Source organism: Dokdonia sp. Asnod2-E02, from assembly GCF_045063915.1.
Taxonomy (GTDB): domain Bacteria; phylum Bacteroidota; class Bacteroidia; order Flavobacteriales; family Flavobacteriaceae; genus Dokdonia.
In genome coordinates this window covers 1,192,557-1,215,596 of sequence record NZ_JBEFNX010000005.1, presented here as the reverse complement: position 1 = coordinate 1,215,596, position 23,040 = coordinate 1,192,557, and the positions used below count along the sequence as shown (strand labels likewise).

Genomic DNA, 23,040 nt, shown 5'->3' with positions numbered 1-23,040 from the left:
ACGCAGACAGTTATATATTATGGCACACGAACATAAACTTGCAATATTTAGAGGAACTTTAAAGTTCAAAAATAACATTCAGAAAATCTGGGGTGTACTTATATTTTTAACCTTAGTAACAGCTGTAGAAGTTGTACTAGGTATCTATAAGCCAGAATTCTTAATAGAAACTACATTTATAAGAATGAAGCTTCTTAACTGGATCTTCATTATACTTACTATAGTTAAGGCTTACTATATCACTTGGGACTTTATGCATATGCGTGATGAGGTTAAGGGATTAAGAAGAGCTGTAGTTTGGACAGGTATATTCCTTATTTGTTACTTAGTATTTATACTACTTACAGAAGGAGATTACATCTTTGAGGTTTACAACAACGGTTTCCAGAGTTGGGATTTTTAAGAATCAAACAGTATTTATAAAGCGACTTTCGAGTCGCTTTTTTTATGCGTTTTAATTCCGCTTTCGCGAAAGCGTTATTTCATAAAAATTGAAAAGAATACCTCGCTCTATTCCCATCTGGGATTTATCTTTGTAATTATGAAAAAGAAACTCGTTCTGGTATCGCTTTTTGTCTTACCTATAGTTGCTTACCTCTTCTTTGCATCTGGAGTGTATAACTTTGCAAACTTGCCACTTGTTACAGAAAAGGTGGAAGATGTAAGCCGTTATGCAAGTCAAGAATACAAAGTTGTGCAAACGGCAGAGGTGCCACTCACATTAAATAACCATATCACACTGGTAGGTTACCTAGGTGATGGTTTAATGCAAAATGAAGGATATACCGCAAACCTTAATTTGATGATCTTTAAATACTTTGAGAGGTATGATGATTTTCAAATGGTACTCTTTGTAAATAAAGGCAGTGAAGAGGTGGTAGAAGCTCTTAAAACAGAGCTTGCTCGTATTTTTGACACCTCAAAAATGCGTTTTGTAGTTGCCACAAAGGAGCAAACCGCGACACATTTTAAATCACTTGACACAGGTTTATCTATGATGAGTGATGGTGGTCACCCTAATGTGTTCTTGGTTGATAAAGCATTATCACTACGCTCTGGTCACGAAGACAAAAAAGCAAATGCTTATGGCTATGATTTTACACAGGCTGTAGAGATGGGTTACCTTAAGGATGATATTAAAATATTACTAGCCGAGTATAGACTAGCGCTTAAGAAAAATAACAATGCGAGTCCTAAGATAGAACAACGCAGAGATTAACAGTCGTTTATAGATTTTTAAAACAAATGAGAAAAAACACCTACATAGGCATCGCGGCCATCGTATTAATTTTTGGAATTATTGTAATCCCAAAAATATACAAGCGCCTCGCAAATGATGATGTATCTCGCGGCGGAAGAATGCACCAACAAGGTGGTGTGCCTATAGAAGAAGCACCAGATGGTCTTGTGTATATTACTCAAAATGGTGTAGATCGTAAAGTGCCGCCTTTTAAGTTTGTAAATCAAGATAACGATACCATAAGCAATGCAGATTATAAGGGTAAAGTATATCTAGTGGAGTTTTTCTTTACAAGGTGTACAGATATCTGTATCCCTATGAGTCATAACCTGCAGGCTATAGCAAAGAAGTTTGAAGGTCGTGATGATTTCGGAATTGCCTCATTCTCTATAGATCCAGAGCACGACCAGCCAGAGGTGCTTAAACAATATCAACAAGATTACGGGGTAACTAACCCTAACTGGTATTTTATGACAGGTGATAGATCTGTGATACGCAAGCTGTCTAATGAAGGTTTTTACCTAGCAACAAATGAAGAAGGAGATGAGACAGATTTATATCACTCGGGACTTTTTGCACTTGTAGATCAAAACGGTTTTATAAGATCTAGACTGGACCCTTATGGAAACCCAAAGCCATATTACCGTGGATTTGTGCCTATGGATAAAGTCGTTCCAGAAGGAGGCGAAACATCAGAAGTAGATATCTTAATAGAAGACATAAATAAATTATTAAAATAGTATGAGTACCCAAAACCCCACTGAAAAGAAATACAGAAACTGGATTATTATACTCTCTGTAGTGATACCCGTAGCTGTCGCTGTGCTTTTTACCATCAAGCTCAAAGATTTTGGACTAGATGTAGAACCACTTACCTTCTTGCCACCTATCTACGCTGGTATTAATGGGCTTACGGCACTTGTACTTATTCTTGCAGTAAGAGCTATAAAAAATGGTAATAGAGTAACACACGAGCGATTAATGAAGACTGCCATAGGTCTGTCTGTACTTTTTCTTTTAATGTATGTGGCATACCATATGACGTCAGACTCTACATCATACGGTGGTGAAGGTTTTATAAGATATGTATACTTCTTTATACTTATCACACACATCGCACTATCTATTATTATCATTCCGCTTGTGCTATTTACCTATGTTCGTGCGCTTGCAGAGCGATTTGATAAGCATAAAAAACTTGCTCGCATCACATATCCTATATGGTTATATGTTGCCATAACTGGCGTAATCGTTTACCTTATGATATCTCCATACTACGTGCACTAGATGAAATATATTAAGTACATCACTATTGTAATTGTTTTTTGTTGCGCTTTCGCGAAAGCGGACTTACAAGCAACCACCACTGCCGCAACCACACAGTGTGCAATGTGTCGCGCCGTTCTTGAGTCTGAAGAAGATAATAGTACTGCAAAGGGAATAAACAATGGTATCAAGTATCTAATGGTGATACCGTACATCTTAGTAGGAGGCGTATTTTACTTTATTTATAAGTCAAAAAAGAAGATCCCTGCCGAGAATGGGGAAGATGAATAATCAATAGTTCTCTCCATATATTTTCATCTTTTGTGATAAGGTTTTATTCTTTAACAAAACCTTAGTACAACTGGACTAAACCCAGCCGTAATTTGCGTGTCTCATAACAGAACCAAATTATCAAAGAGATGAAATATTTATTTACCCTCACCTTACTTGCATTTACTACGCTAGTGTTTGCACAGAGACCAGAGGGAGGAAGACCAGATGTAACTATCACTGGTAAAGTACTAGAGGCAGATACTAACGTGCCACTAGAGTATGCAACGGTATCATTTACAAATAGTGAAGGTAAAGTTGTAACTGGAGGAATCACAGACCCAAACGGAAACTATAGTATAGAAGTAGCTGCTGGAGTATATGATGTAAAATTTGAGTTTATCTCTTTCGAGACCAAAGTTCTACCTGGTCAAAAGCTATTTAAAAGTACAACGCTACCTACACAAGCACTGGCAATAGACTCACAATCACTAGATGAAGTAATTGTACGTGCCGAAACTACAGAGGTGCAAGTGAGACTAGATAAAAAAATATATAACATAGGTAAAGATCTTACTACAAGTGGTGCCACGGTAAGTGACGCTTTGAGTAATGTGCCTTCTGTTACGGTAGATGTAGATGGGGCAATCGCCCTACGTGGTAATGAAAACGTGCGTATCCTTATTAATGGTCGTCCATCTGCTATTGCAGGTTTTGGCTCTGTGGATGCATTGAGCCAGCTCCCGGCAGATGCTATTGAGCGTGTAGAAGTAATCACATCACCATCTGCACGTTATGATGCAGAGGGTACGGCGGGTATACTTAATATCATACTAAGAAAAGAAAAAACACTAGGTCTTAATGGATCTATACAAACTAATGTGGGTGATCCAGAACGTTATGGTATCACAGGTAATATAAACCTACGTACAGACAAGTTTAATATCTTTAATACAACGGGCTATAGTAAACGTACATCGCCGGGTAATGCATTTTTTGAAAACAGATTCCTTTCTGATGATGTGACAAATCCTCTTATAGAAGAAACAAGAGAATTTGATAGAAACCGTGGCGGTTTCAACACTAACCTAGGGATAGAATACTTCTTAACAGAAAAGACTTCTGTTACCGCTAGCGGATTTTTAAGACTAAGCGATAACTCTTCTGGAACAGATAACTTTACAGATGAGTTTGATACAAACGGTGACCTTGCTATCTCTAGAACACGTCTAGAGCGCGAGGTAGAAGATGATAAAACCTACCAGTTGTCTTTAAACTCTATTACAAAATTTGATGAGAGCGGTCACGAGCTTACCTCTGCATTTCAATATGCAGTAAATGAAGAGACAGAACTTTCTACCATTACAGAGTTTAACACCTTCCCAATGGATGTAACCCTTCCTGCAGAAGATATTACTCAAATAGAAGATCAAACAGAGTACCTTGCACAGGTAGATTATGTTAGACCTATAGGAGAGAATGCCCAGTTTGAGTTTGGTTATAGAGGTAATTTTGAAGAAACAGTTACAGATTATACACTACTAGAACAAGAAGAGGCCGGCGGCGCTTTTATACGTGATGATGGTCTTTCTAATATCTTCACGTATAAGGAGGATGTACACGCTATATACACACAGTATGGTAATAAATTTGGGGACTTCTCATTTTTAGCCGGTCTGCGTTATGAGAATACAAGACAGAGGGGTACAGTAGATGCTATTGTAGAAGATAGCGACCTAGGTACTAATCTTGATTTTGATAATAAAACAGATGGTTTATTTCCTACACTTAACTTAACCTATGAGTTTAACGATCGTGAGAACCTTACACTAGGTTATAATAGAAGGATAAACAGACCTAGAGGGCGTTTTATAAACCCTTTCCCATCACGTTCTAGTGAGGCAAACATTTTTCAAGGTAATCCAGATCTCGTACCATCATTTGCAAGTGCGTATGATATAGGGTATTTAAAAAGATGGGATAAAGTAACACTTACTTCATCTATCTATTATCAGTATGAGACAGACTCTTTTGAGCGTATACAAGAAGATACAGGACTAGTAACTGCAAACGGAATTCCTATTATTAGAACCCTGCCTATTAACTTGAGCACAAACCAGCGATATGGAGCGGAGATGGGCGTTCTTTATAACCCCAAAAAATGGTTACGTCTTAACTTTAGTGCAAACGCATTTTTATTTGAAACAGAGGGTGAGTTTAATGGTGTAGATTATGGTGCAAGTAACTTTAGTTTCTTTACAAGGGGTAGTGCAAAAGTGACATTACCGTATAAAATAGACTGGCAAACTAATGTGTTTTATAGAGGGCCAACGAATAATGCTCAAACAGAAACTGAAGGATTCTTATTTACCAACCTCGCTTTTAGTAAAGACATTCTTAATGATAATGCTACAATAGCATTTAACGTGAGTGACGTATTTAACTCAAGTAAAAGGCAGTCACTTACTCAAACAGAGTCTTTTGTGAGTGATAGTGAGTTTCAGTTTAGAGTGCGTTCATTTAACCTAGCATTTACATACCGTTTTAATCAGAAAAAACAACGATCAAGAGGTAACCGCGGTGGCGGTGATGATGACGGTGATTTTGAAGGATAATTGTTATTAATAGATTAAGATGTTAGAAAAATCTCCCGTGTTTATCGGGAGATTTTTTTTGTTACGCTTTCGCGAAAGCGTATATAAAACCCATAAAAAAGGGCGATTATATAAATCGCCCTTAAAGAAATTGAGTTAGTGATTCTAAAAAGTCACAGCTATTTTTCCTCTTATGAAGAAGGGTGTGCCTGGTGTAAAGTGAATCTCTTCAACTGGGGTTGCCTCGTTAAAAAGTCTACTTTCTGTTGCAAATTGTGTTTCATTCCACTCAGTGTCAAATAGGTTTTCTATTATGATTCCATAAGTCCAGTTGTTTACTTTATAATTAAGATTCATATCTGTAATAAAGTAACCCTCTGCAATAATAGAGTTGTCTTCATTTGCAGCCCTGTCATCTATATATCTATACGCAAGAGAACCGGAAAAGGCTCCTAGGTTATCTACATTAATACCTCCTACAGCTGTAAAATCTGGTGCGAGAGGGATTAAATCTTCTCCGTCTGGCTCGTCTGTACTCCTAGCATAGGTGTAGTTTACATCTGAGTAAGCATATAACCAGTCATTAAACTGGTAGCGAGCCCCTAGTTCAACACCCACTCTACGAGAGCGACCGCTAGGTTCTACAATACCTGCATCACCTACATACACAAATTCTTGATCTAGAAAAAGACTCCATAGCGCTGCATTTATCACTAGCCTGCTCGCAGGTTTTATAATTGTACCTATGTCAATACCATAAGCAGCGGGTAATATATCTTCCCCTTCATTTGCCACAACGACACGCGTGTCATTAGAGTGGAAACCTACACCTGTTTTTAAGAAATATTGAAAGGTAGTAGAGGGTGTATAAATTACATTAAGCTTAGGACTTACAGCAACTTTATTTTCGCTACGGTTGTCATAAACCGGGCTAAGCTTGTTATTGTAATCAAATTTAAAATAATCCATACGTAGCGATGGGTTAATATTCCAGTTGCCTTTTTTAAACTCGGCATTAAAAAATGCAAACGCATTAAGCTCATCTACATCGCCATAAGAAAGTCTTTCAAGCGTCTCACGACGATTTTTTGTGCGCGACAATTCAACATCGTTTACGTCATCATATCTAAAGCCAGCACCAGCTTGATAATCTAGATCAAAACTAGCAAGTTCTTTCCCTTTTCTCTCAAAGGTGCTATTAACTCCCATTAGTAAACGATCTTCATATTGCTTTATCTGATCTCCGTTTATAGGATCTTCAAAAAAGAAGGTGAAATTTGAGAACAACTCAAAGTCGTATTTAGATAGAAAAGCATTTGTGGTAAACGAGTCGTTTTCATTTAAGTTCTTGGTGTAGCTTAGAGACACATTACTGCGGCTTGTGTTGCCGCCCTCTGTGTCATCTATAGCTCCAAAACGGTCTATTAACCCTGCGTCTACAGCGCGCTGTGGTATTTGTCCAGAAGCGTCCCATTTACTTTGGAAGTGCGATACGGTGAGGTCAAGCTTTTCTTCACCAGGGCGGTCATAAACGTACTTACTCATAAGGTTAATACGGTTGAAGTTTTGGGGTGAGTTTACAGGTCCATCTGTAAGATAAACTTCAGAAGCTAGGTATAGCGAATTATAATCACTATTGATAACAGGAAATAAGCCTGTAAAGCGTTGCGTGTTAAACTGGCCAACTTCGAGCGTGACTTGGTTTTTTTCTAAAACATCTTTTAGCTTTAAATCAATATATCCAGCTGTTGCAAAATTACCTTGACTTGCAGTAAAAGGTCCTTTGCCAAATTCTATATTATTTATAGTTTCTGGTATGACAAAGTGTAGATCTGAGTACCCTTGGCCGTGAGCGTGAGATACCATATTTACGGGTAGTCCATCTACGCTAAGCGCGAGATCTGTACCGTGATCTATGTCAAAACCTCGTAAAAATATCTGTTCTGCCTTACCGCCACCGGCGTGTTGACCTATAATGAGGCCAGGCACTTTCCTTAAAATCTCTTGTGAGGACTTAACAGGGTTGTTTTTTACATCTATATCAACAATGCGACTTAGTTGATCTACTTCAGAAACTATCACAATTTGATCTAGAGAGACTGATGATGGTGTTAGTATTACTTGCAACGACGTTTGTTGATCTGTAATTACTTCAAGCAGGGTTTCGTGACCTATGCGTGAGAAGTATAATGAGTCGCCTTTTTTTGTGTTAGGTATGGCAAAATAACCTGTAGTGTTAGTATGACTATGTTGTCCAGAGGTTTTATTAAAAATGTTTACATCTTCTAGTGGAGACGAGTTAGTGTCTAATACGACACCTGTTATAGATTGCCCATATAACGGGATAATAAAGAGCATAGCAAATGCTCCAATAAGGAATTTCATATAATATAATTTGATAATTGAATTTTGAGAATGGCATATAGCTTCCCTAGTCCCGAGTGGGTTTAGAGATAAGCTTGATAAAAGGTAATTTATGCTTGTGGAGGCTCAAAAGGCAACCATCGTATAGAAGTATATGGTTTTAAAAGATAGTAGAAATTGTCCTTTTTAGTATGAGCTTGTAGATTTGAAGGCGTTGTGTATCTAGAGATAGATAATCTCTTATCTGTATTATAATTTTCTTTTTTTTGAGGAACTTCCTTTTCTAAATCTGTGTCAAATAGCTTGACGAGTAAGTCTATGCTTTGATGGTTGTGTTGAGTATTATTTACTGTTAGACTAGAGCGCTCGTTATGATGGTGAGCACCGTGGTGTGCACTTTGTGCTATAGCGTGCTCAATAGTGTGTGCCAGTTGTATAAAAGCATCTTTTGTCGAAGAGACGAAACATATCACTGCAATGCACAAGGTTAATGCGGTTAATGATTTTGATATGTGTTGCTTTTGTTTCAGAATGTTTGGTTGTTAATTATTGAATCTACGTTTATTTCTTAGGTAGGGTTTCATTTTAACAAAACCCTAACAAATTCAACTGTAACAGATAATCATCTGTATAGTCTATAAGACTATACACTACCGACGACTAACCAAAACAACCCGAAGTAGTCTTAACAAGAATTTCACAATTAGTGACAGATTATCTGTCTATATTGTCATAAAGTGTTGACTATGATAGAAATAAAAGATCTTCATAAATCGTATCAAATGGGGAGCAACTCGCTTCACGTTTTAAAAGGAATAGACTTTTCTGTAAAGGAGGGTGAGCTAGTTTCTATTATGGGTTCTTCAGGATCTGGTAAATCTACATTACTCAATATTCTAGGTATGCTAGATGAGGCAGACGAGGGAACATATAATCTAGATAATGTTCCTATAAAAAATCTTAATGAAAAGGTTGCCGCACAGTATAGAAACAAATTTCTAGGTTTCATTTTTCAGTCATTTAATCTTATCAATTATAAAAATGCGTTAGATAATGTCTCTATGCCGCTTTATTACCAAGGTATGAAGCGCGCAGAGCGTACAGATAGAGCTATGCATTACTTAGAAAAGGTAGGCCTTGCACAATGGGCAACACACCTGCCTAGTGAAATGTCTGGAGGTCAAAAACAAAGAGTTGCCATCGCGAGAGCACTAGCAAGTGACCCAAAAGTACTACTGGCAGATGAGCCTACGGGAGCACTCGATACAAAAACTTCTTACGAAGTAATGGATCTCATACAAGGTATAAATGATGAGGGTAAGACCATACTTGTGGTAACACACGAACCAGATATTGCAGAGATGACTAAGCGCATTGTAAATCTAAAGGACGGTCGCATCATAGATGACTCTGTTGTAAATCAAGTAAAAGCAAGTTTACATGTTTGATGTAGAGCGCTGGCAAGAAATATTTGAAACTATAGGTAAGAACAAGCTTCGTACCTTTCTCACTGGGTTATCTGTAGCTTCGGGTATTTTCATATTAGTCATTCTTCTAGGTTTTAGTACGGGTATTCAGAAAGGGGTAAAAACACAATTTGCTCAAGATGCAGAGAGCCGAGTAAATGTATGGACAGGTGTTACTACAAAAGAGTACGCAGGTCTCAATCCTGGTCGTCGTATCCAGATGCACAATAGTGATTTAGAAAATGTAGACCAAAAATTTGGCGAAGCAATAGAACATCAAACTGGTTTATACAATATCTGGGGAGGCCTTGTTAACTACGGCAACGAAACAGGTAATTATAGAATAGAAGGCGCAAACTACGGACAGCAGTTTATTGAGAATGCTGGACTATCTGCAGGGAGGTTCTTGACTCAGAAGGATGAAGAAGAAGGTGTTAAAGTTGCCATCATAGGCCAGAAGGTAAAAAACGACCTTTTTAAAACAGAGCAAGCAGTAGGAGCAACTATTAAAATTATGGGTATAAACTTTCTAGTAGCGGGAGTATTTACAGACCCAGGAGGAGAGCGTGAGGAGTCTCGTATTTTTATACCACTCAGCACGGCACAACGCGTTTTTAATGCAGGAGACAAGTTAAGGTCTATGGCATTTACAGTAAAAATGTCTGATAATTTTGACGAAGCCGTAGCACTTTCGGCAGCAGTGAGTCAAGGTATAGAAGATGAGATTAAGTCTAGATATCAAATCTCACCAGATGATCGTAGCGCCGTACGCGTGCGTTATAATCTGGAAGAGGCACAAAAAATTTATAGCCTCATAGATACCATACGTATGGTGTTCTGGTTTGTAGGCATAGGTACAATTATAGCAGGCGTGGTAGGTGTAAGTAACATAATGCTCATCATTGTAAAAGAACGTACTAAGGAGATAGGTGTGCGCAAAGCACTAGGAGCATTACCAAGCTCTATAATCGGGATGATATTGCAAGAGTCTATTTTTATAACTGCAATAGCTGGCTTCTTAGGGCTGTTTTTAGGTGTTGGATTATTAGAGTTAATAGGCCCACAGATAGATAGTGATTTCATCAAGTTTCCTCAGGTAGATTTTGTAACTGCGATGTCAACAGTAATTATTCTTATCGTGGCAGGAGCCCTTGCGGGTTACATACCAGCTAGAAGAGCGGCAAATATTAGACCTATAGAAGCACTAAGAGATGAGTAGTATGGAGAGTTATACCGCTTTCGCGAAAGCAAAAAAAGAATACAATGTTTAGTAAAGATCGTTGGAACGAAATACTAGAAGCGCTTAATGCAAACAGGTTTAGAACCCTGCTTACGGCATTTGGTGTGTTTTGGGGTATACTCATTTTAGTATTACTACTCGCACTTACTAATGGGTTGAAGAATGGCGTTTCGGCAGATTTTGGTGACTTTGCCACAAACTCGATGTTTATGTGGTCACAAGGAACCTCGATGTCATATAAGGGTTTGCCTAAGGGACGTTATTTCAATTTTAAGCTAGAAGATGTAGACGTTTTACGGGAGAAGTACCCACAGTTAAAATACATCTCACCTAGAAATCAGCTAGGAGGTTATAATGGTGCAAATAATGTTACCTACAAGGAAAAAACAGGTGCTTATAGCGTTTACGGTGATTATCCAGAATTTATAAAACAGCAACCACAAGATATTACTTCTGGTCGCTACATCTCTTATTCTGATATAGAAGAGAAAAGAAAAATATGCATCATAGGTGAAGATGTTGTAAAGGGTCTTTATGACAAAGGTGAAGAACCGCTTAATACCTATATTAAAATAAATGGTGTCAACTTCTTAGTAGTAGGGACATTTAAAGACCCAAAGAGTAGTGGAGATGCAGAGGAGTCTGCAAATACAATTTTTGTTCCTTTTACTACATTTTCGCAAGCTTTTAATCGTGCAGATAATGTAGGGTGGATGGCTATAACGGCTCACGACGGTACAAGTATCACCAGTATAAAAGAACAAGTTTTTACGACGATGAGGGAGCAGCGCTCTATTCATCCAGATGATAAAAGGGCCATAGGCCACTTTGACCTTGCCGAGGAGTTTGGTAGAGTGATGGGGCTATTCTCAATACTCACATTTGTAGGATACTTTGTGGGGTCTCTTGTACTGCTTTCTGGAGTGATAGGGATAAGTAACATTATGCTCATAGTAGTAAAAGAACGTACCAAAGAGATAGGAGTACGTCGCGCTCTAGGTGCAACTCCTTGGGAGATTAAATCTCAAATATTACAAGAGTCACTAGTACTCACTATAATTTCTGGTATGGCAGGTATTGCAGTTGCTGCTGGATTTATATGGGTGATGAATAGTATACTAGATCAAGTAGGTAAAGTAGACAACTTTGCAAATCCTTCTGTAAATATTACAGTGATCTTTATCGCCCTCGCCATACTCATCATCTCTGGATTACTCGCTGGTTTTATACCTGCAACAAGAGCTATACAAATGAAACCCATAGACGCATTAAGAATAGAATAATACAATCCAATCATATAATAGAATGAAACGCACAGGAACCATTATCACGCTCGTACTAATCGCAGTATTTTTCTCCATAGGTATCTGGTATATCTATACAAAAGATAAGCAGGACCCAGTGGTGTATACCACAGAGCAAGCGACTAATCGTACAATTGTAAAGAAAACAGTTGCGACAGGAAGTATTGTCCCAAAAGAAGAGGTGCTCATAAAACCTAATATCTCAGGTATTATAAAAGAGGTGTATGTAGAGGCTGGAGATAATATTAAGGCTGGAGACCTTATTGCCCAGATAGATGTAGTGCCTAACGTGTCATCACTCACTAATGCAAAAAATAATATTGCTGGAGCAAGAACTACCGTAGAGACAGCAAGACTAGCACTTGCAAACCAAAAGAGCATTTATGATAGGCAGAAAGCGCTTTTTGATAAAGGTGTTATCTCTGCAAATGATTTTGATAACATTAGAAATACTTATAACGCTGCAGAGCAAAGGCTCAAGCAAGAGCAGGTTAATCTGCGTAGCGCTTCTCAAAATTATGATATCATAAAAACGGGAACCACCAGTGGGCTAGGTAACGCAGCAACTACTCAAATACGATCTACTATTACAGGTATGATTCTGGACGTGCCAGTAAAAGCCGGTAACCAGGTGATAGAGGCAAATAACTTTAATGATGGTACTACAGTTGCTACACTAGCAGATGTTGAAAAGATGATCTTTGAAGGTAAGGTAGACGAGAGCGAAGTGGGTAAAATAAAAGAAGATTTACCACTTGAGATTACGGTAGGAGCTATAGAAAATAAAGTTTTTGATGCTACGCTAGATTACATCGCGCCAAAAGGCGTTGCCGAAAATGGAGCCATACAATTTGAAATAAAAGGAACCCTAGCAAAGAAGGATGACGACACCTTCATACGTGCAGGCTTGAGTGCAAATGCAAGTATTATTTTAGAAAAAGCAGAGGAGGTGCTTTCTATAAAAGAAGCACTTGTGCAGTATGATCCTAAAACTAAGAGCCCTTATGTTGAGGTAGCAACCGGAGATCAAGAGTTTGAGCGTCGTGATATTGAGGTAGGAGTAAGCGATGGGATTTTTGTAGAGGTAAAGAGCGGTATCACAGCAGAAGATAACATCAAAGTTTGGAACCAGCTTAAGGCGCCAGCAGGATTTGGTGGTAGAGGGTAAATCCTTTGATTACTAGTGGTTAGGAGTTTCTTTATAACGCTTTCGCGAAAGCGTAAACCTATACCCAAAAAAAATAATTAACAGTTTTTGTAACATATAACCGTTTCAATAGTCATATTGGACATCAATCAAGATTATGAAAAAAGCCATCTTATTTTGTATGACAGCGATACTAGCTCTTACTACCTACGGGCAGGAGAGAAAGTGGACACTTCAAGAATGCGTGCAATATGCGATAGATAATAATATCAATATTCAGCAAACTACGCTAGACCTTGAGTCGGCAGCAATAGATAGGTCTGATGCCATAGGTGCATTTTTACCTACTCTTAATGGTACTGCAAGTAATAGCTGGCAGACAGGTCTTACACAAAACGTACTTACAGGAGTACTAGAGTCGCAACAAACTCGTAACTCATCTTTTGGTGTAAGTTCTGGTGTGCGATTAATAAATGGTTTTAGAAATCATAAAGTACTAGATAGAGCAGAACTTTCTAAAATTGCAGCAGACTATAATATTGCAAAACTTAAGGATGATGTAGCACTTAACGTCGCAGTAGCATACCTACAAGTGTTACTGGCAAAGGAAAGCTTAAATGTAATTGTTACTCAAAACGCAGTAACGCAAGAGCAAATAGATCGCACACAAGAGCTGGTAGATGGAGGAGTATTACCTAGAGGAGATTTACTAGAGATACGTGCAACAAATGCAAGTGAGAGACAACGTATTGTTGCTTCCGAAAATTCAATAGCAATAGGACTTGTAAATCTAGCACAGCTACTTAATATATCAGATTTTGAAAATTTTGATATTGCAGAGGGAGATTATAGTGTGCAAGGAGAGAGTATACTTGATACGCAGCCAGAGGTGCTTATAAGCACTGCAAAAGACAATAGATATGATGTAAAAATTGCCGAGCAAAATGAGGCGATTGCACAAAAGGATCTTGAAATAAGTAAGACAGGGCTATACCCTACACTAGATGCATTTTTTAATTATAATACTAGAGAGTCTAACAGAGCAAGTGGTTTTAATACGATTCTTGATCCAGATAATCCAGTTATAGATTCTGGTAACCCTATAGGAGTAGTAGGTGCTACGGGAGATGTAGTAACAAGCCTTACTCCTAATATTATAGGAGGTAATGAAGTAGGACCTTTACCATTTGTAGAGCAGTTATATCTTAATGATGGTATCTCTTATGGTTTATCTTTGCGAGTTCCAGTTTTTAATGGATGGAGCACAAAAAATCAAATAAAACGTAGCAAGGTAAATGTAATGCGTGCAGAGTTTCAAAAGGAACTTGCAGAGCAAAATTTAAGAACGGCTGTTTACCAAGCTTATACAGATGCAAAAGCAGCAAAAGAGAGTTATGAAGCGGCAAATATTGCTGTAGAGTCGCAGGAGCTAGCATATCAATATGCAAAAGATAGGTACGATGTAGGGCTTACTAATGCTTTTGATTTTAGTCAGAGTAAATTACGTTATGATAACGCACAGATAGAACTTGCACGTTCTAAGTATGATTATATTTTCCGCATAAAGGTATTGGAGCTCTATTTTGGAGTGCCAGTTACCGAACTTAAATTCTAACCAAAATGAGTAAAAAAACACTTTTCATCTTACTAGGTATTGTTGCCATTGTAATTGTAGCATTAATAGCCGGCAAGAAATCTGGAGCGTTCGGTAAATCCGGAAACTTTAAATCTGTTGAAACTCAAAAAATTGAGAAAGCAACAATTATAGAGACAGTTGCAGCTACTGGTAAAATACAGCCAGAAATAGAAGTAAAGCTATCTTCAGAAGTATCTGGTGAGATTATAGACTTACCTATCAAAGAAGGTCAAGATGTAAAAAAAGGGGACTTGTTAGTAAGGATTAATCCAGACTTAGTGCAGGCAGCAGTGAGCCAGTCGCGAGCAGCTTTACAGAATAGTCGTGCTGGTCTTTCTCAGGCAGAAGCAAGTCTTAACCAGGCAAAACTCAACTTTGAACGTAACAAACCACTTTTTGATAAAGGTGTGATTTCAAAAGCAGATTTTGAACGTGCAGAGTCTGACTATCAGATAGCACAGGCTAATCGCCAGAGTGCCTTTTATAATGTGCAGAGTGTAGCTGCACAAGTAAAACAGGCTACAGATAACTTAGGACGTACATCTATTTTTGCACCACGTGATGGCACCATCTCTATGCTTAATGTTGAGCTAGGTGAGCGAGTAGTGGGAACAGCACAAATGGCAGGTACAGAAATTGTGCGCGTTGCAAACCTTCAAAATATGGAGGTAGAGGTAGACGTAAACGAAAATGATATCGTAAAAATTCAAGTAGGTGACTCTACCATCGTTGAGGTAGACGCATATCTCAAAAAGAAATTTTCGGGTATTGTAACAGAAATTGCAAACTCTGCGCAGTCTACACTTACTGCAGACCAGGTAACTAACTTTAAAGTAAAAGTGCGTATTCTAGAAGAATCTTACACAGACTTACTTGAGGGTAAAAGAGAAACATATTCACCTTTTAGACCAGGTATGACTGCAACGGTAGATATTATAACAAAAAAGCGTAGTGATATACTCGCAGCTCCTATAAGTGCCATTGTTGTAAAGAGCGATACGAGCTCAACAAAGCGTTCTACTCCAAAAACAAGTGATCTTACTTCAGATAAAAAGTTTGAGTGTGTATTTATAAAAGATGGAGACACCGCAAAGCTCAAAGTTGTTACTACAGGTATACAAGATGATTCAAAAATAGAAATCCTCTCTGGCCTTGAAGAGGGAGATGAAATCATTACAGGGCCTTATAGCTTAGTGGCAAAGTCGCTCAAGACAGGTGATAAGGTAGAGCTAGAAAACCAAGAAGGAAAGAATACAGAAGAATAAAAGAATGACACACATATTATGTCTAGAGACAGCCACCACAAATTGTTCGGTGGCTTTGTCTATTAACGGAGAAGTCGTGATGATGCAGGAGGATAATGCAAAAAAGTATTCTCACGCAGAGCGCCTACACACTTTTATAAAAGAAGTTTTAGATAAAGCAGGTGTTGCTCAAGAAAAACTAGATGCCATAGCGGTAAGTAAAGGCCCAGGGAGTTATACGGGGTTACGTATAGGAGTTTCGGCGGCAAAAGGTCTCTGTGCTGCACTAGACATACCCTTAATTGCTGTAGAGACGCTTAGATCGCTTTCGCGAAAGCAAAATCTTACTCATAATGAGCTTGTCGTACCTATGCTAGACGCCCGCCGTATGGAAGTGTATAGCGCTATTTATGATAATGAGGGCAATGTTATAAGAGGTACAGAAGCACAAATACTAGACGAATCCTCATTTACTGAATATTTAGATAAGAGCATTGTACATTTTATAGGTAATGGAGTTGAAAAATTTCAAGAAGTATGTACACACCCTAATGCGAGATTTGTAACTAATGAATTGCCAAGCGCTGCGCAAATGGCAGCGATTTCAAACCAAAAGTTTCAAGAAGGATTATTTGAAGATGTAGCTTATTTTGAACCTTATTACCTTAAAGATTTTATTGCTGGTAAGCCTAAGAAAAAATAAGCACAGTTTTATAAATGACAAACGCCCTTAATGTAAACATTAAGGGCGTTGTCATTATGAGGGACTTGATATTATGCCTCTTTTTGTATTTCAACAGCGTGAGGGTAAGGTATTTCAATTCCAGCTTTGTCAAGCTCGATTTTACAGTTTTCAATAGTTTGGAAGTACACATCCCAGTAGTTTTCTGGTGTTGCCCACGGGCGTACTTCATAGTTTACAGAGCTCTCTGCAAGTTCACCCATATTTACAGATGGAGCAGGTACTTTAAGTACATTTTCTTGAGACTCCATAGCACGCATTAGGGCTTCTTTGGTAGCTTTAATGTCTGCATCGTATGATACACCTATTGTAAGGTCTACACGTAGTTCTCCTAGCTCTGTATAGTTCTTTATATTACCATTAGATAGTGCACCGTTAGGTAAGATAACTAGCTTATTACCTGGTGTAGATATTTTTGTAGTAAAGATTTGAATCTCTGTCACAACACCTATTTCGCCTTGAGCTTCTATAAGATCTCCTACTTTAAAAGGTTTAAAAAGTATTAAAAGTACACCTCCAGCAAAGTTAGATAATGATCCTTGTAGAGCAAGACCTACAGCAAGACCAGCAGCAGCAAGTATCGCTGCAAAAGAAGCGGTGTCTATGCCTAATTGACCTAAAATAGCAATGATAAGAAGTACTAGCAATATGGTTCTTACTAGGTTAGACAAGAACTTTTCTAGGGTCTTGTCCATATTTTTATTCTTCTCGAGCATTTTTTTGAAAACTTTCATAAGTTTCCCAATAACCCATTTACCAACAATCCATATAACAACGGCCATAAGTATTTTAAGCCCGTATTCTGATCCTTTTTCGATAGCTAGATCAATCCATTTTTGATAGTCTTCCATTACAATGTTTTTAGTTTAAGTTGTTTGATACTTTAAAACTAAAAAAAACGCTCACAATAAAAATTATGAGCGCGTTATATTCTTGTAATTATTTAATAATGAGCATAGGTCTATGCTTCTGTGTCTTTCATCTATAATTATTCTTGTTTGTATAGATGCACATCACGTTGCGGGTATGGTATTGTGATGCCTTGAGCCTCTAGTCTTTCTTTGCCTTCTTCAAGCACGGTCCATCGTAAGTTCCAAAAATCATCTATATGTGCCCAATATCGTAATGAGAGATTAACGCTGCTATCGCCTAGCTCTGCAAGTACAATCATAGGGGCTTTGCCTTCTTCTTGTATTACGGTCTCTTGCTCATTTACGAGTTCTAAGAGAATGTTTTTTGCAAGCTTCACATCGTCATCATAACCTATTCCAAAAGTAAGGGCTTCTCTACGTATACCTTCTTCTGTAAAGTTTACAATGGTTTCATTAGATAATTGTCCGTTAGGGATGATAGCAAGTTGGTTCCCAAAAGTATTGAGCTTGGTTTGGAAAATAGAAATTTCCTTTACAGTTCCTTCTTGTCCTTGGGCTTTTATAAAATCTCCTACTTTAAATGGTCTAAGTAATAGTATGAGTACACCACCGGCAAAGTTTGCAAGTGACCCTTGTAGCGCAAGACCTATAGCAAGACCCGCGGCACCTATAATCGCAACAAGCGATGTAGTTTTTACTCCTAGTTGAGTGATTACAGTAACAAAAAGTATAATTTTAAGCGTCCAGTTTATGAGGTCTTGTGCAAACTTTTCTAGGGTAGGGTCATAATCCTTTCTTTGGAAGAATTTACGAGTAAAACGTTTAATAAGACGTATGATCCAGAGACCTACAAATAGGAGTATAATAGCACTTATAAACCCTGGGATAAATGCCCATATCCAGTTTGCGGCACGCTTTATATATTCTTCGTACTGACTTAACGTACTTAGGGGGTCTTTCATAACAATGTATTTTTTACAAAGTTGAAGATAAGCCCTAAGGTTCTATAAAATGTGGGGATAAACTTCTGTTAAAGTTCTATGAGTTTTAAGGCTTCCTTAACTGTTTTTACTGGTAGTTTACAAGCATTGTTAACACAGACATAAATTAATGTTTCACCCTCTAGATACCTGCCTTCAAAAATTTCTTGTTTGCTAGCGGTAGTAGTGGCAGCAATTAATTTATTTGGTAAGTATTCTTGCTCTAATTCTGCGAGAATGTTTTGAGCATCTGGCCCTACAACTACAAGCTCATAATAAGGCTTTGTGTAGTTGAGCATAAGGTCCATCCAGTTAGAAAAACTAGTAGGGCTTTGTGTAAAGTTAGGCTGCATATTATTGAGCATAGCAGCTGCGGTATCTGTATATGTTTTATCTAGATAATAGTGTGATAGGGTAAAAATGTTTTTTGCCATTATCGAGTTTGATGACGGGATCACATTATCATAAAACTCAGTATTTCTAGAAGACAGTGTAGGGTCTTCATTTGAGGTGAAAAAGAAGAGTTTATTTTCTGCGTTTTGAAAGTGAGTAAACGTATAGTCTGTTAGACTTTTTGCCTTCGCTAGCCATTGCTCATCCATAGTGACCTCAAAAAGGGCAATAAAAGCATCTATAGTTGCAGCATAATCTTCAAGGTATGCATTTATAGTGCTCTTGCCATCTTTATAGGTTCTATTAAGGCCCCCATCTTTACGAAGCAGATTGTCTACCACAAAATTTGCATTCTTAAGAGCTGCGTCGAGAAATTCCTTTTCATCAAACACGCGGTAGGCGTCTACATAACCTTTGGTCATTAAGCCATTCCAAGAGGTGAGAATTTTGTCATCTAGGCGCGGTTTTTCTTTTTTGCTTTCGCGAAAGCGTAATAAATCCTCACGCCACTTACTCTTTCTAGTAGTAAGTTCTTCTAGCGAAATCTGGTGCTCCTTTACAAAATCTGTATCTAGATCTTGCCTTATAAGCACATAGTGGTTATTCTCCCACTTACCGTAATCATTGATGTTGTAATAAGCGCTAAAGAGTTCAAAATCATCTCCTACAAGGTTCTTAAGCTCCTCTTCTGTCCATACATAATAAGCACCTTCTTCTAGCTCACCGTCTGGGGTAAGGCTGTCTGCATCTAGCGCGCTGTAAAAACCTCCCTGAGCAGTGGTCATCTCTCGCTTTATAAACTCGAGTGTCTCATACACGGTTTCTTTATAAAGCGGATTTTTAGTCTTTAAATAAGCGTTTGAATAAAGGCTCACGAGCTGAGCGTTATCATATAGCATTTTTTCAAAGTGGGGGATATGCCATTTTGTGTCAACACTATACCTCGCAAAGCCACCACCTACTTGATCATTTACCCCGCCAAAGGCGATTTGCTCTAGTGTGGTATTTACATACTCAAGTATCTCGTCATCATTATTTTGATGTGCGTAGCGCAGTAAGAATTCATAATTATTAGGCATCATAAACTTTGGCGCTCTGTTGAGACCACCTTGACGTGTGTCCCATTGTCGTGACCACTTCTCAATAGATGTTTGGAGTGTATCTATAACAAAGCTAGGTTTATTAGGGTTAGGTGTTACAAGGTCCATTTGTGCAAGACCCGTACCTAGCTTATCTGCATACTCCACCAGCTTGTTAGGGTCTGATGTGTAGATGTCTGCAACTTGGCCTAGCGCGTTGAGCCAGTCTTCTTTTGAAAAATAAGTGCCACCCCATACTGGTCTTCCATCTGGCAATGCTACAGCATTAAGAGGCCAGCCACCGCGACCTGTCATAAGCTGTACAGCATTCATATATACATTATCTACATCTGGTCTTTCCTCGCGGTCTACTTTTATGTTTATAAAATTTTCATTCATAAATTGAGCGACCAGAGTATCTTCAAAGCTCTCGTGCTCCATCACGTGACACCAGTGACACGATGAGTACCCTATACTTACGAGTATGAGCTTGTTTTCTTTTTTTGCTTGAGCGAGCGTTTCGTTGTTCCAGGCTTTCCAGTCTACAGGGTTGTGGGCGTGTTGTAAAAGGTAAGGACTTGTTTCTTTTATAAGGTCGTTTGTATAATCGTGTTGCATAGTGGTGTCGGTTTTCCCCTCACAGCTTGTAATGAGAATCGCAGTAATAAAGGCAAGTACAGGGATATGTAATTTCATAAGGTAAAAATACAAACAAAAAAAGTCCCACTTTAGAGCGGGACCTTATATAGCTATTTAAAAAGCCTCTTATTATTTTACTTCAAAAGTAATCTTACAGTTCATACGGTATTCTCTTATTTTTCCGTCGTCGCCCACTACACAGTTTTGCTCATTTACATATAAAGAGCGGATGTTTTTTATAGACTTGCTTGCGTGCTTAAGTGCGTTTTCTGCTGCGTTTTCCCAGCTTTTTTCTGAACTTGCTAATACTTCTATTACTTTTAATACTGCCATTTTATTGGTTTTAAGAATTAATAAATTGTTGTTTTCCTTAAAGTTAAGCAATATGTTAGTAATAAGAGTGCGAGGTGTTTGGAATATGAAGATTAGTCTAATTGTGAGTTACAACGTGAGTTTGTGCAGATTGCCGTCATTTTTTTAATTTTATCAATAAAAAATGCAATAGGCCTGAGTAGATAAAATAAGCATTTACCAACCTCCAGAAGCGCCACCGCCGCCAAAGCCGCCACCGCCAAAACCTCCCCCGAAGCCACCGCCGCCTCCAAAGCTGCCGCCACCTCCAAAGGAACCGCCACCGCCGCCAAAACCGCCGCGCCCCATATTACTGAGTATAATAACGTCTAGTAGTGAGCCAGTTCTTCTAGTACCATTACCACCGTCACGACCACCACCGCGGTGATTGTTACGACTTATGATAATCAATATGATGACAAAGAAGATAAACATTAAGATAGGTTGTATGGGGAAACCACTATCATCTGGTCGAGAGCCTGTAAAATTACCCTGCAACCCTTGAAAGATAGCATCTGTACCTTGGTCTAGACCAGCATAAAAATTACCCTGTTTAAATTGCGGAATCATTATGCGATTTATGATTTGCTCTGCGTCACGATCTGAGATAATACCCTCAATACCATAGCCAGTATTGATATCAATCTTTCGGTCGTCTTTTGCTAGGAGTATAAGAATCCCATTGTCTTCATCTGCCTGGCCTATTCCCCATTTTTGCCCCCATTTTGCACCTAGCATATCGAGACCTTCACCGTTTGATGATGAGATTACAGCAACTACAATTTGTGTTGAGGTTGTATCACTATACTTAATAAGTTTACGTTCTAAAGCATTTTTTTGACCTTCAGAGAGTAAACCTATGTAGTCATAAACAGCATCTGGATTTGCCTTGGTGGGTTTATCTGGTATTGTGTATTGTGCAACTGCCGTCATACTCACAATACAGAGAAGAAGTGTGAGTACGCTTTCGCGAAAGCGGAATCCCATAAAAAAATCTTTTTCTAGCATTAAGAAGTCGTTATTTCGTCTGGAAGTTCATTTACATCTCCGTGCTCCCACGGAAAGTATTGTGCAAGCTTTTCACCAGCACAGCGCACCCCATCTATAAGTCCATCACGGAAGTTGTCTTGCTTAAACTGGGTAATTATTTTGTCTTTTGTAGACTCCCAGAAGTCTGCAGGGACCTTGTTGTTAATCCCCCTGTCGCCACAAATGGCAAGTTTATGATCATCTACAGCTACATAAATGAGCACGCCGTTTTCATCTTTAGTATTGTCCATTTTAAGTAGGTGAAATAACTCTTGAGCACGCACTAGAGCATCCTTTTTAGAATGATGCTCTAGGTGCACTCTTATTTCTCCAGAGGTCTGTTGCTCAGACTCGCGTATGGCTTTAATGATAGCCTGCTCATCTTCTTTGCTTAAAAAGTCTTCTACCGTAGATGCCATCTAGCTTCCAAAATCAAATTCTACATTTGGAGCATCTTCAGATCCAGCGTCTGCCTCAAAGTAATCCATCTCTGCAAAGTTCCCTATAAATGAGTTTATCACGTTATTAGGAAACGTTTTAAGGTGTTTGTTATATGGTTTTACCGTCTCGTTAAATCTGTTACGTTCCACGTTTATGCGGTTTTCTGTGCGCTCAAGTTCGTTTATGAGTTCTTTAAAGTTTTCATTTGCCTTGAGGTCTGGGTAACGCTCAAAAACGGCAAGTAATCTAGACAGGGCAGAGGTAAGTCCTTGCTGCGCTTGTTGAAACTGCTTGAGTTGTGCTGGTGTAATGTTAGAAGGATCTATTTGAATAGAGGTAGCTTTAGATCGTGCTTCTGTTACTTTTATAAGTGTAGACTGCTCAAACTCTGCATAACCCTTTGCGGTGTTTACAATGTTCGGTATCAGGTCTGCTCTACGCTGGTATGAGCTTTCAACATTTGCCCACTGTGAAGTTGCATTTTCTTGTAAATCAATTGCGGTGTTGTAAAATTTAGGCCCTACCATAAATCCTACGATGGCTATAAGAGCGATAATGGCAATGACAGCAATAAGTCCTTTTTTCATAATATAATACTGGTTTTGATTGTTAGTTGTCTTATAGTAGTATTTGTTACACACTACCATTCTAGTAGCAAGGTACTAATTTATGTAACTATTAAGGATAAGGTTTTGTTAAGAGGGCCTAGTCATAACATTTTATGTATGATTTTTGCACTCTTA

The 23,040-nt window shown here is 38.4% G+C and carries 22 protein-coding genes; 13 read left to right on the top strand and 9 right to left on the bottom strand.

Annotation, left to right across the window (positions count from 1 at the left end; genetic code table 11):
- Window positions 1-19: 19 nt before the first annotated feature.
- The 6 genes from ACJJVM_RS05495 to ACJJVM_RS05470 all read left to right on the top strand — a co-directional run bounded on the left by ACJJVM_RS05495 (window position 20) and on the right by ACJJVM_RS05470 (window position 5,391).
- The gene (locus tag ACJJVM_RS05495; protein WP_035327215.1) at window positions 20-403 is read left to right on the top strand and encodes a cytochrome C oxidase subunit IV family protein; all 384 of its coding nucleotides are present in this window, start codon (window positions 20-22) and stop codon (window positions 401-403) included.
- A gap of 138 nt (window positions 404-541) precedes the next feature.
- A complete protein-coding gene (locus tag ACJJVM_RS05490; protein WP_405211035.1) occupies window positions 542-1,219 on the top strand; it encodes a hypothetical protein in 678 nt (225 codons plus the stop codon).
- A gap of 26 nt (window positions 1,220-1,245) precedes the next feature.
- On the top strand, window positions 1,246-1,980 hold the full coding sequence (locus ACJJVM_RS05485; RefSeq protein WP_405211034.1) for an SCO family protein: 735 nt from the start codon (window positions 1,246-1,248) through the stop codon (window positions 1,978-1,980).
- A gap of 1 nt (window position 1,981) precedes the next feature.
- Window positions 1,982-2,527, top strand: a complete 546-nt coding sequence (locus ACJJVM_RS05480; RefSeq protein WP_405211033.1) for a DUF420 domain-containing protein — start codon at window positions 1,982-1,984, stop codon at window positions 2,525-2,527.
- The gene (locus ACJJVM_RS05475) at window positions 2,528-2,797 is read left to right on the top strand and encodes a hypothetical protein (protein ID WP_299147580.1); all 270 of its coding nucleotides are present in this window, start codon (window positions 2,528-2,530) and stop codon (window positions 2,795-2,797) included. It begins immediately after the preceding gene.
- Between the two features lie 128 nt (window positions 2,798-2,925).
- A complete protein-coding gene (locus ACJJVM_RS05470) occupies window positions 2,926-5,391 on the top strand; it encodes an outer membrane beta-barrel protein (RefSeq protein WP_405211032.1) in 2,466 nt (821 codons plus the stop codon).
- 144 nt (window positions 5,392-5,535) lie between these two features.
- Here ACJJVM_RS05470 and ACJJVM_RS05465 read toward each other — a convergent pair whose 3' ends face one another.
- The gene (locus ACJJVM_RS05465; RefSeq protein WP_405211031.1) at window positions 5,536-7,755 is read right to left on the bottom strand and encodes a TonB-dependent receptor; all 2,220 of its coding nucleotides are present in this window, start codon (window positions 7,753-7,755) and stop codon (window positions 5,536-5,538) included.
- Between the two features lie 89 nt (window positions 7,756-7,844).
- Entirely contained in the window at window positions 7,845-8,207 is a 363-nt protein-coding gene (locus tag ACJJVM_RS05460) for a hypothetical protein (protein WP_405211030.1), read from the bottom strand.
- 273 nt (window positions 8,208-8,480) lie between these two features.
- Here ACJJVM_RS05460 and ACJJVM_RS05455 point away from each other — a divergent pair, with 273 nt between their 5' ends.
- From ACJJVM_RS05455 to tsaB, 7 genes are all read left to right on the top strand, one after another.
- On the top strand, window positions 8,481-9,182 hold the full coding sequence (locus ACJJVM_RS05455; RefSeq protein WP_038599160.1) for an ABC transporter ATP-binding protein: 702 nt from the start codon (window positions 8,481-8,483) through the stop codon (window positions 9,180-9,182).
- Window positions 9,175-10,419 (top strand): ABC transporter permease, encoded by a 1,245-nt coding sequence (locus tag ACJJVM_RS05450; RefSeq protein ID WP_035327234.1) that lies wholly within the window; start codon window positions 9,175-9,177, stop codon window positions 10,417-10,419. Before ACJJVM_RS05455 ends, ACJJVM_RS05450 begins: the two co-directional genes overlap by 8 nt.
- 44 nt (window positions 10,420-10,463) lie before the next feature.
- Window positions 10,464-11,723, top strand: a complete 1,260-nt coding sequence (locus ACJJVM_RS05445; RefSeq protein WP_038599163.1) for an ABC transporter permease — start codon at window positions 10,464-10,466, stop codon at window positions 11,721-11,723.
- Window positions 11,724-11,745: 22 nt separating this feature from the next.
- Window positions 11,746-12,912 carry an efflux RND transporter periplasmic adaptor subunit gene (locus ACJJVM_RS05440; protein WP_405211029.1) on the top strand — a complete coding sequence of 389 codons (1,167 nt, stop codon included), beginning with the start codon at window positions 11,746-11,748 and terminating at the stop codon, window positions 12,910-12,912.
- Between the two features lie 136 nt (window positions 12,913-13,048).
- Window positions 13,049-14,506 carry a TolC family protein gene (locus tag ACJJVM_RS05435; protein ID WP_298353207.1) on the top strand — a complete coding sequence of 486 codons (1,458 nt, stop codon included), beginning with the start codon at window positions 13,049-13,051 and terminating at the stop codon, window positions 14,504-14,506.
- A 5-nt stretch (window positions 14,507-14,511) separates the two neighbouring features.
- Complete coding sequence (locus tag ACJJVM_RS05430) at window positions 14,512-15,792, top strand: efflux RND transporter periplasmic adaptor subunit (protein WP_299147573.1); 1,281 nt, start codon at window positions 14,512-14,514, stop codon at window positions 15,790-15,792.
- 4 nt (window positions 15,793-15,796) lie between these two features.
- On the top strand, window positions 15,797-16,474 hold the full coding sequence (tsaB, locus tag ACJJVM_RS05425) for a tRNA (adenosine(37)-N6)-threonylcarbamoyltransferase complex dimerization subunit type 1 TsaB (RefSeq protein ID WP_405211028.1): 678 nt from the start codon (window positions 15,797-15,799) through the stop codon (window positions 16,472-16,474).
- 71 nt (window positions 16,475-16,545) lie between these two features.
- On the opposite strand, the gene ACJJVM_RS05420 is transcribed toward tsaB, so the two are convergent.
- The 7 genes from ACJJVM_RS05420 to ACJJVM_RS05390 all read right to left on the bottom strand — a co-directional run bounded on the left by ACJJVM_RS05420 (window position 16,546) and on the right by ACJJVM_RS05390 (window position 22,884).
- Window positions 16,546-17,364: a mechanosensitive ion channel family protein gene (locus tag ACJJVM_RS05420; RefSeq protein WP_035327247.1), complete on the bottom strand. Its 819-nt coding sequence runs from the start codon at window positions 17,362-17,364 to the stop codon at window positions 16,546-16,548.
- Window positions 17,365-17,501: 137 nt separating this feature from the next.
- Entirely contained in the window at window positions 17,502-18,347 is an 846-nt protein-coding gene (locus tag ACJJVM_RS05415) for a mechanosensitive ion channel family protein (RefSeq protein WP_298353217.1), read from the bottom strand.
- 68 nt (window positions 18,348-18,415) lie between these two features.
- Window positions 18,416-20,533, bottom strand: coding sequence for a thioredoxin domain-containing protein (locus ACJJVM_RS05410; protein WP_405211027.1), 2,118 nt, complete (start codon window positions 20,531-20,533; stop codon window positions 18,416-18,418).
- 72 nt (window positions 20,534-20,605) lie between these two features.
- A complete protein-coding gene (locus ACJJVM_RS05405) occupies window positions 20,606-20,809 on the bottom strand; it encodes a dodecin family protein (RefSeq protein ID WP_298353223.1) in 204 nt (67 codons plus the stop codon).
- Between the two features lie 195 nt (window positions 20,810-21,004).
- The gene (locus ACJJVM_RS05400; RefSeq protein ID WP_299147569.1) at window positions 21,005-21,835 is read right to left on the bottom strand and encodes a YgcG family protein; all 831 of its coding nucleotides are present in this window, start codon (window positions 21,833-21,835) and stop codon (window positions 21,005-21,007) included.
- On the bottom strand, window positions 21,835-22,275 hold the full coding sequence (locus ACJJVM_RS05395) for a TPM domain-containing protein (RefSeq protein ID WP_299147567.1): 441 nt from the start codon (window positions 22,273-22,275) through the stop codon (window positions 21,835-21,837). The genes ACJJVM_RS05400 and ACJJVM_RS05395 overlap by 1 nt, the downstream gene beginning before the upstream one ends.
- Window positions 22,276-22,884 carry a LemA family protein gene (locus ACJJVM_RS05390; protein ID WP_038599204.1) on the bottom strand — a complete coding sequence of 203 codons (609 nt, stop codon included), beginning with the start codon at window positions 22,882-22,884 and terminating at the stop codon, window positions 22,276-22,278.
- Window positions 22,885-23,040: the final 156 nt, after the last annotated feature.

Excerpts from the sequence above, each read along its gene's own strand:
- ACJJVM_RS05420 (WP_035327247.1), bottom strand. The coding sequence starts at position 17,364 with ATGGAAGACTATCAAAAATGGATTGATCTAGCTATCGAAAAAGGATCA.
- ACJJVM_RS05410 (WP_405211027.1), bottom strand. The coding sequence starts at position 20,533 with ATGAAATTACATATCCCTGTACTTGCCTTTATTACTGCGATTCTCATT.
- ACJJVM_RS05390 (WP_038599204.1), bottom strand. The coding sequence starts at position 22,884 with ATGAAAAAAGGACTTATTGCTGTCATTGCCATTATCGCTCTTATAGCC.
- ACJJVM_RS05495 (WP_035327215.1), top strand. The coding sequence starts at position 20 with ATGGCACACGAACATAAACTTGCAATATTTAGAGGAACTTTAAAGTTC.
- ACJJVM_RS05470 (WP_405211032.1), top strand. The coding sequence starts at position 2,926 with ATGAAATATTTATTTACCCTCACCTTACTTGCATTTACTACGCTAGTG.
- ACJJVM_RS05450 (WP_035327234.1), top strand. The coding sequence starts at position 9,175 with ATGTTTGATGTAGAGCGCTGGCAAGAAATATTTGAAACTATAGGTAAG.
- ACJJVM_RS05465 (WP_405211031.1), bottom strand. The coding sequence starts at position 7,755 with ATGAAATTCCTTATTGGAGCATTTGCTATGCTCTTTATTATCCCGTTA.
- ACJJVM_RS05480 (WP_405211033.1), top strand. The coding sequence starts at position 1,982 with ATGAGTACCCAAAACCCCACTGAAAAGAAATACAGAAACTGGATTATT.
- ACJJVM_RS05445 (WP_038599163.1), top strand. The coding sequence starts at position 10,464 with ATGTTTAGTAAAGATCGTTGGAACGAAATACTAGAAGCGCTTAATGCA.
- ACJJVM_RS05415 (WP_298353217.1), bottom strand. The coding sequence starts at position 18,347 with ATGAAAGACCCCCTAAGTACGTTAAGTCAGTACGAAGAATATATAAAG.
- ACJJVM_RS05405 (WP_298353223.1), bottom strand. The coding sequence starts at position 20,809 with ATGGCAGTATTAAAAGTAATAGAAGTATTAGCAAGTTCAGAAAAAAGC.
- ACJJVM_RS05475 (WP_299147580.1), top strand. The coding sequence starts at position 2,528 with ATGAAATATATTAAGTACATCACTATTGTAATTGTTTTTTGTTGCGCT.
- ACJJVM_RS05455 (WP_038599160.1), top strand. The coding sequence starts at position 8,481 with ATGATAGAAATAAAAGATCTTCATAAATCGTATCAAATGGGGAGCAAC.
- ACJJVM_RS05440 (WP_405211029.1), top strand. The coding sequence starts at position 11,746 with ATGAAACGCACAGGAACCATTATCACGCTCGTACTAATCGCAGTATTT.
- ACJJVM_RS05485 (WP_405211034.1), top strand. The coding sequence starts at position 1,246 with ATGAGAAAAAACACCTACATAGGCATCGCGGCCATCGTATTAATTTTT.
- ACJJVM_RS05430 (WP_299147573.1), top strand. The coding sequence starts at position 14,512 with ATGAGTAAAAAAACACTTTTCATCTTACTAGGTATTGTTGCCATTGTA.
- tsaB (WP_405211028.1), top strand. The coding sequence starts at position 15,797 with ATGACACACATATTATGTCTAGAGACAGCCACCACAAATTGTTCGGTG.
- ACJJVM_RS05400 (WP_299147569.1), bottom strand. The coding sequence starts at position 21,835 with ATGCTAGAAAAAGATTTTTTTATGGGATTCCGCTTTCGCGAAAGCGTA.
- ACJJVM_RS05395 (WP_299147567.1), bottom strand. The coding sequence starts at position 22,275 with ATGGCATCTACGGTAGAAGACTTTTTAAGCAAAGAAGATGAGCAGGCT.
- ACJJVM_RS05490 (WP_405211035.1), top strand. The coding sequence starts at position 542 with ATGAAAAAGAAACTCGTTCTGGTATCGCTTTTTGTCTTACCTATAGTT.
- ACJJVM_RS05435 (WP_298353207.1), top strand. The coding sequence starts at position 13,049 with ATGAAAAAAGCCATCTTATTTTGTATGACAGCGATACTAGCTCTTACT.